This is a genomic window from Microbulbifer mangrovi, from assembly GCF_002009015.1.
Lineage (GTDB): Bacteria > Pseudomonadota > Gammaproteobacteria > Pseudomonadales > Cellvibrionaceae > Microbulbifer > Microbulbifer mangrovi.
This window is the reverse complement of the sequence record NZ_LZDE01000310.1, coordinates 26,005-33,800: the sequence shown is the minus strand read 5'-3', so window position 1 is coordinate 33,800 and position 7,796 is coordinate 26,005. Positions and strand designations below refer to the sequence as shown.

Annotated in this window: 8 protein-coding genes; 7 read left to right on the top strand and 1 reads right to left on the bottom strand. The window is 56.3% G+C overall.

Annotation, left to right across the window (positions count from 1 at the left end):
- Positions 1-143 precede the first annotated feature (143 nt).
- Genes ileS through ispH form a run of 4 tightly spaced genes read left to right on the top strand, consistent with a single transcriptional unit; the run spans position 144 to position 4,883 of the window.
- Complete coding sequence (gene ileS, locus B4U49_RS10265; protein WP_078084503.1) at positions 144-2,948, top strand: isoleucine--tRNA ligase; 2,805 nt, start codon at positions 144-146, stop codon at positions 2,946-2,948.
- Positions 2,941-3,474, top strand: coding sequence for a signal peptidase II (gene lspA, locus B4U49_RS10260; RefSeq protein ID WP_078084502.1), 534 nt, complete (start codon positions 2,941-2,943; stop codon positions 3,472-3,474). Before ileS ends, lspA begins: the two co-directional genes overlap by 8 nt.
- Before the next feature lie 17 nt (positions 3,475-3,491).
- Complete coding sequence (locus B4U49_RS10255; RefSeq protein WP_078084501.1) at positions 3,492-3,932, top strand: FKBP-type peptidyl-prolyl cis-trans isomerase; 441 nt, start codon at positions 3,492-3,494, stop codon at positions 3,930-3,932.
- A 15-nt stretch (positions 3,933-3,947) separates the two neighbouring features.
- Complete coding sequence (gene ispH / locus B4U49_RS10250) at positions 3,948-4,883, top strand: 4-hydroxy-3-methylbut-2-enyl diphosphate reductase (RefSeq protein ID WP_078084500.1); 936 nt, start codon at positions 3,948-3,950, stop codon at positions 4,881-4,883.
- A 6-nt stretch (positions 4,884-4,889) separates the two neighbouring features.
- Here ispH and B4U49_RS10245 read toward each other — a convergent pair whose 3' ends face one another.
- Positions 4,890-5,402: a GspH/FimT family pseudopilin gene (locus B4U49_RS10245; RefSeq protein WP_158078599.1), complete on the bottom strand. Its 513-nt coding sequence runs from the start codon at positions 5,400-5,402 to the stop codon at positions 4,890-4,892.
- Between the two features lie 321 nt (positions 5,403-5,723).
- Between B4U49_RS10245 and B4U49_RS10240 the strand changes: the two genes are divergently transcribed.
- Genes B4U49_RS10240 through B4U49_RS10230 form a run of 3 tightly spaced genes read left to right on the top strand, consistent with a single transcriptional unit; the run spans position 5,724 to position 7,791 of the window.
- Positions 5,724-6,275 carry a GspH/FimT family pseudopilin gene (locus B4U49_RS10240; protein WP_158078598.1) on the top strand — a complete coding sequence of 184 codons (552 nt, stop codon included), beginning with the start codon at positions 5,724-5,726 and terminating at the stop codon, positions 6,273-6,275.
- A 17-nt stretch (positions 6,276-6,292) separates the two neighbouring features.
- A complete protein-coding gene (gene pilV, locus B4U49_RS10235) occupies positions 6,293-6,718 on the top strand; it encodes a type IV pilus modification protein PilV (RefSeq protein ID WP_078084497.1) in 426 nt (141 codons plus the stop codon).
- An 11-nt stretch (positions 6,719-6,729) separates the two neighbouring features.
- On the top strand, positions 6,730-7,791 hold the full coding sequence (locus B4U49_RS10230; protein WP_078084496.1) for a PilW family protein: 1,062 nt from the start codon (positions 6,730-6,732) through the stop codon (positions 7,789-7,791).
- The last annotated feature ends 5 nt before the right edge of the window (positions 7,792-7,796 follow it).

The window sequence follows — 7,796 nt, the reverse complement described above, 5'->3', positions numbered from 1 at the left end:
GGGTTCACAGCGGTCCTGAAACCTAATCCCCAGCACTCCAGCTTAAATTTTACGCCCTGTACTTCGTAAGCGTGAGCCATCAGAAGTCTGTGAGGTGCGTTAAAAATGAATTATTTCTGAGCTACAACCGAAGTAGATAGCAAATGACCGACTATAAAGCGACCCTGAACCTTCCCCAGACCGACTTTCCCATGCGCGGCAACCTGCCCAATCGGGAGCCGGAGATTCTGAAGAAATGGCAAGAAGGCAAGCTCTACGAAAAAATTCGTGAAGCCCGCGCTGGTCGGGAGCAGTTTATCCTGCACGATGGTCCTCCCTACGCTAATGGCGACATCCATATCGGTCACTCGGTCAACAAGATCCTGAAAGACATCATCGTCAAGTCGAAAACCCTCAGCGGCTTCGACGCTCCCTACGTGCCCGGCTGGGACTGCCACGGCCTGCCGATCGAACACAAGGTTGAGCAGAAAGTTGGCAAGGCCGGTGTCAAAGTGGACCACAAGACCTTCCGCCAGAAGTGTCGCGAATACGCCGCGAAACAGGTTGAAGGCCAGAAGAAAGATTTTATCCGTCTGGGTGTCTTCGGCGAGTGGGACAATCCCTACCGCACCATGGACTTCCAGTTTGAGGCAGACATCATTCGCGCTCTCGGCGGTGTGGTGAAAAATGGCCACCTGTCCCGCGGGTTCAAGCCGGTCTACTGGAGTGTGGTCGGCGGTTCCGCACTGGCGGAAGCGGAAGTGGAGTACCAGGATAAAACCTCCTTCTCCATCGACGTCTGCTACCCGGTCACCGAAGAAACCGCGCTCGCCATCGCCGATGCCGCCGGTGGTCACGCCGGTGACGGCCAGTTTTCCGTAGTGATCTGGACCACCACCCCCTGGACCCTGCCTTCCTCCCAGGCGGTATCCGTCAATGCCGAGCTTGAATATGTGGTTGTCCAGGTAGGCGACAAGCGCCTGCTGGTGGCGGAAGACTTGAAAGACGCCGTGCTTGCACGTGCGGGCCTCGAGGGTGACGTGGTTGGCCGAATCCGCGGCGCCGCGCTCGAGCACCTGAAAATCCAGCACCCGTTCTATGACAAGGAACTGCCGATCATCCTTGGCGACCACGTCACCACCGATGCCGGTACCGGCTGTGTACACACCGCACCCGATCACGGCCCGGACGACTTCAATGTGGGCAAGCGCTACGGCATCGATACCCTGAATTATGTCGATGACAACGGTGTATTCCGCGATAGCGTGCCTCTGTTTGCCGGCGAGCATGTGTACAAGGTGGACGGCAAGATTGTCGAGCTGCTGGAAGAAAAAGGCGTGCTGCTGCACCAGGACAAACTGGTACACAGCTACCCGCACTGCTGGCGCACCAAGACCCCGCTGATCTACCGGGCTACCCCGCAGTGGTTTATCAGCATGCAGCAGAACGATCTGCTGGATCACGCGCAGAAAGCCGCGGATGAAGTGCAGTGGATCCCCGGCTGGGGCAAGGCGCGGATCGATTCCATGCTGGACGCCAGCCCGGACTGGTGTATCTCCCGTCAGCGTACCTGGGGCGTGCCCATCGCGCTGTTTGTGCACAAGGAAACCCACGAGATTCATCCCGACACCCCGGCACTGATGGAAAAAGTGGCGGAAAAGGTCGAGCAGGGTGGTATGGACGTCTGGTTCGAACTGGATGCTGCTGAGCTTCTCGGTGACGACGCGGACAATTACCAGAAAGTGACCGACACCCTGGATGTCTGGTTCGATTCCGGTGTGACCCATCATGCGGTGCTGAAACGTCGCAACGCTCTGCGGTTTCCGGCGGACCTGTATCTGGAAGGTTCTGACCAGCATCGTGGCTGGTTCCAGTCCTCCCTGAAAACATCTATCGCCATCAATGACTGCGCCCCGTACAAACAGGTCCTTACCCACGGTTTCACCGTGGATGCCCAGGGCCGCAAGATGTCCAAGTCCATTGGCAACACCGTTGCCCCGCAGGACGTGATCAACAAAATGGGCGCGGATGTGCTGCGCCTGTGGGTATCCGCCACCGATTTCAGTGGCGAAATGGCGGTTTCCGATGAAATCCTCAAGCGCACCGCGGACTCCTATCGCCGCCTGCGGAATACCGCGCGCTTCTTCCTTTCCAACCTGGCAGGTTTCGATCCGGAAAAAGATCTGCTGCCGGTAGAAGAACTGCTGGCACTGGATCGTTGGGCAATCGAGCAGGCTGCAAAACTGCAGGAAGAAATCATTGCTGCCTACGATCGCTATCAGTTCCACCAGATCTACCAGAAGCTGCACAACTTCTGTGTCGTGGAAATGGGTGGTTTCTATCTGGATATCATCAAGGATCGCCAGTACACCACCCAAGCGGACAGTATTGCGCGCCGTTCCGCGCAGACCGCCCTGTATCACATCATGCAGGCATTCGTGCGCTGGGTCGCGCCGATCCTGAGCTTTACCGCGGAAGAGCTGTGGCAGTTTGTACCCGGTAACAGCGAAGACAGTGTGATGCTGGCGGAGTGGCACCAGTTCCCCGATCTGCCCAAGGATGCGCAGATGGATGCGGAATTCTGGGAAGCGATAGCCGATGTGAAGACCGCGGTAAACAAGGTGCTGGAGGAGCAGCGCGGAGCCGGCAATATCGGCGGCTCTCTGCAGGCATCCGTCACCCTGTACGCCGACCCAGCTCTGCAGCAAAAGCTGGATGCACTGAAAAACGAACTGCGCTTTGTGCTGATCTGCTCCTCAACATCGGTGCAGCCGCTGTCCGACGCCGCGGGTGCGGAAGAAACCGACCTGGCTGGGTTGCGCGTGACCGTCCACAAGGTGGATGCGCCCAAGTGTGGCCGCTGCTGGCACTATCGTGAAGATGTAGGTAGTAACAGTGAGCACCCGGAACTCTGCGGTCGCTGCGTCGAGAACGTAAGTGGTGCTGGTGAGGAACGTCACTATGCCTAAGTCTGGTGGGCTTAATGTTTTCGGCAGCCCACTGCGCTGGTACCTGCTGGCACTGCTGGTGATCTTGCTCGATATCGCTACCAAGGTTTGGGCGGTAGAGCAGTTTATGTACGGGCCTGCACTGCAGATTATTCCGGGTCTGCTGCAGTTCACCTATGCAGAGAACTACGGCGCTGCATTCAGCTTCCTCGCCGATGCCGGTGGCTGGCAACGCTGGTTTTTCGGCGCGGTCGCACTGATTTTCAGTGCGGTGGTGATTGTCTGGTTGAAGCGGTTGCCGGCGGCGAAGCGCTGGGAGCCCATCGCGTTGTCGCTGATTCTCGGCGGTGCCCTGGGCAACCTTTGGGACCGTGTGGTGCTGGGTTATGTGCGGGACTTTATCTCCGTCTACTACGGCAGCTGGCATTTCCCGGTATTCAACGTCGCTGATGTGGCCATCTCTGTGGGGGCCGCCATGCTGGTGATCGAACTGCTCTTTTTCAAAGACAAGGATGAGCAGTCCGACAAAAACAGCGCAGAAGTGTAAATATTCAGAGCAGTTTTATGAGCAATAACGTCATTGGTGAGCACAGCCGGGTAACCCTGCATTTCAGTCTGAAGCTGGATGACGGTTCCGAGGTGGACTCCAACTTCGAAGGTGATCCGGCCACATTTATTGTCGGCGACGGCAACCTGCTGCCGGGCTTCGAACAGGCTCTGTTCGGGCTTAAGGCGGGGGATGAGGCAGAAATTGAAATTCCCCCCGAGGCGGGATTCGGCCAGCGCAATCCAGCCAACATTCAGAAAGTGCGTCGGGATCACTTCGCTCCGGATATGGAACTGGAGGAAGGCCTGGTAGTTTCGTTCGATAATGGCACGGGGGAATTGCCCGGTGTTATCCGTGAAATCAGTGATGATGAGGTGGAAGTCGACTTCAATCACCCGCTTTCCGGGCAGACCGTATTCTTTCACGTGAAAATTCTCGAAGTGGCCTCGGTCAACTAGGTCAAGGACAGGAAAATGCAGATTCGCCTCGCCAACCCCCGCGGTTTTTGTGCCGGTGTCGATCGCGCGATCGATATCGTCAACCGCGCGCTGGATGTGTTCGGTGCGCCCATTTATGTGCGTCACGAGGTCGTGCACAACAAGTTTGTGGTGGACACCCTGCGCGAGCGCGGTGCGGTCTTTGTGGATGAGCTGGACGAAGTTCCGGACGATGTGATTGTCATCTTCAGCGCCCACGGCGTGTCCAAGGCTGTCCAGCAGGAAGCCGCAAACCGCGGGCTGAAAGTATTCGATGCTACCTGTCCGCTGGTGACCAAGGTACATATGGAGGTGAGCAAGTTCAGCAGCGACGGTAGCGAATGCATCCTGATCGGCCACGAGGGCCATCCGGAAGTGGAAGGCACCATGGGCCAGTACGACACCGGCAATGGTGGCTCCATCTATCTGGTGGAGGATGAGCAGGATGTGAGCGGGCTCGAGGTGCGCGATCCGGATAACCTGACCTTCGTTACCCAGACCACCCTGTCTGTGGACGACACCTCCAAAGTCATCGATGCACTGCGGGCCAAATTTCCGAACATTCGCGGTCCACGTAAGGACGACATCTGTTACGCGACCCAGAATCGCCAGGATGCCGTCAAGCAACTGGCTCTGGAGTGCGACCTGGTGCTGGTTGTAGGGAGCCCCAACAGTTCCAATTCCAATCGCCTGCGCGAGCTGGCGGAGCGCTGTGGTGCCGAGGCCTACCTGATCGACGGATCCGATTGTATCGATGCCGGTTGGCTCGATGGCAAGAAGACCATTGGTATCACCGCCGGTGCCTCTGCCCCGGAAGTGCTGGTGGAACGGGTGATTCAGAAACTGAGAGAGCTCGGTGCAGAAGCGCCGGATGAAATCGCCGGAATCCCGGAAAATATCAGCTTTAGCCTGCCCAAAGAGTTGCGGACCTGAGGCTGATCAGCATTCAGCCGCAGTGACAGGGGCTACCCGAACCCTGCCGCTGCGGGAGATAATAAGCTGGTACCCCGCTCCACCTTCCATCGGGCAGATGGTGAAACTGCCCATCTGCATTCCGCCCCCGCTCACAGTGCCCGCATAGCGGCTCTCACCTGTACCAATGAACGAAACGTAGTCGGTAAAAGGGGCATTGGTACTGATGGAGATACCTTCCAGAGGTCCTGCGGTGGTGATTTGCAATTCATCATCATCCCGCTCGCCGTCAAAGTCGCGGTCGTAGAAGACTTCCCAGCCAGACTGCCAGTCCCCCAGCTTTCTCAGTGTCGCACGCCGGTTACTGGTCACCGCTTTGGTGCGGGTCAGGTGGATCGCCTGCAAAAGTTGGTCTGCAGCTGCGCGGGTCCTGCTGGATTTGATCTGGGCGCTGAAGCTCGGAATACCAATGGCTACAAGAACCGCGAGAATGGTGAGTGTAATCAACAGCTCGATTAAAGTGAGGCCCCGGGCTTTCACGCTTCTTCCCTGAATCTGTGCATTATCTAAGCGGCCGCCATCCTGGCTGCCGTTGACTCCCGCAAACGACACCGCTTGTCGGCCGCTGCTCCTGAGCGTGCCAACAACGTGATACGGTGCCCAAAAATTATCATCGCAGTAACTCCGCATCTAGAGGGTGCAGGGTTCTCTATCGCGATACAGTAAAATGAACGCCAGAATTTACTAGCTAGCCGTACCACTTGGGGTGCGACCCAGTGTTACAAGTGTTTTGGCGGTAAATGTGCAAAGAATAAACGCTTAGAGAAACAGATGCGTCTGCATTGGGGGAATAATCCAGTCATGGGATTCAAACAGCGGGGCCTGACCCTGATTGAACTGCTGGTAACCATGGCCGTACTGGCCATCGTCGTCGGCATCGCGGTGCCGAGCTTCAACACAATGGTCCAAAACCAGCGCTCTCTGGCCTTGGGCGAGGACCTGGCCGGTGCGCTCAACTTTGCGCGATCGGAATCGGTGAAGCGCGGCGCGCGGGTTACTCTGTGCGGCACAACGAATGGAACCGAATGTAACGGCGGCTGGACCGACAGCTGGATCGTTGTGATCGACACCGCAACTACCGATGACGCGGCGGCACCGGTGGTAGCCGATGCCGATGCAGTGCTCCGCTTCTGGGAAGCCCCGGACAACAATGCCGCTCTGACCGCTACGCAAGGTGGGAATGCCATCACCTTCGTGCGGTTTACCCGCAAAGGCATGCTCGGGCGTTCCGGTTCGGGAGGTGTCACCATGAATGCCAGCTTCGAAGGCTGTGGTAGTAATTCTGCGCGCGTCATCACCGTGGGCGTCGCCGGGCTTTTGAATATGTCGCGCAGCACCACTGGCTGCTCCTGACCAGAGAGGAAAACTACATGCGTACACAACAGGGAGCCGGATTGATTGAAGTCATGGTGACGGCGTTGATTCTGGGTACTTCGCTGCTGGCTCTGGCGGCACTACAGAGTAAGTCTCTGCAGTACAACCACAGCGCCTATCTGCGTTCTCAGGCGAACATTCTTGCGTACGACATTCTCGATCGAGTTCGTATCAATCGTCGCAATGTGGCCAGTTATTCACTTGCTTTAGATGCAGACAAACCTACTGGTACCAGTCTCGCGCAGACCGATATGAATGAGTGGCTCACCAATATTGAGACCATGCTACCGGGTGCAGACGGTGGCGTAGAGTGTGTAGCCGCTACCGATTTCTGTACTGTCACTATTCAGTGGGCGGAGCAGAACAGCTCTGGTGAGGCTGCTGAAGATGAATCTGAATTTGTGTACTCCACTCGGCTGTAAGGAAGGGAAGCATGCGTAGCCAAAAAGGTATTTCTCTGGTCGAGTTAATGATCTCTGTCACTATCGGCCTGATCTTGATGACTGGTGTGGTGCAGTTGTTCCTTTCAAGTCGTACCACTTTTTCCACCCAGCAGGCGTTGGCCCGGGTGCAGGAGAGCGGACGACTGGCGATGGAGTTCCTCGCACAGGATATTCGTATGGCCGGCTATATGGGGTGTATGAGCCGGAATATGAGCTTTACCAATACGCTAAATGATGCCGATGATCTGAAATACGATTTTGAAAGCGGTATCGAGGCACTGGACAACGTTACAACCATTCCTACTGGTTACCCCGCTGATATTGTGGCCGGAACTGATGTGCTTGTCGTTCGCGGCGCGACCGGTAACGGTGTAGATGTAACGCAGAACAACAATGGTTCACAGCTATTTGCTGAAAATACCGGTGTTACGGCGAGTTGTGGTGAGGGGTTGGACAGCTTTAGCGGATTGTGTGAGCACGACATCCTGGTGGTTTCAGACTGCACCAAGGCTCGCGTGTTTCAAGTGCTAAACCTTTCTTCCACGGGGGGGGCCACCGAAATCAATGTCGTGCATTCAAGTGGTGGTGGTAATGACATGGTACCAGGGAACGCAGATTCATCCTGGGGGGGGCAAAGTGATCCCGATGAAAATTTCGGGACTGACTCCGAGATTATCAAGATGAATACCACTGTGTACTACATCAGGAATAACGGAACCTCTGGGCAGCCAAGTCTGTGGCAAAGGGTAAATAGTGGTGATGCTCAGGAACTGCTACAAGGTGTTGAAGACATGCAGTTGTTGTACGGCCGCGACACCAGCGGTGATGGCGTTCCGGACAGTTACCAGACGGCTACTGCAATCAATACTGCGAATGCCTGGGAGGATGTCGCTAGTGTGCGGGTTCAGTTACTGGTGCAAAGTACCGAAGACAACCTCCTTTCTGAGGAGCAGCCCTATACCTTTAACGGCACTACCAACAGCACTCCCGGTGATCGCCGCCTGCGTCAGGTATTTATCAATACCATTGCTATCCGCAGCCGTCTTCCCTGAACAAA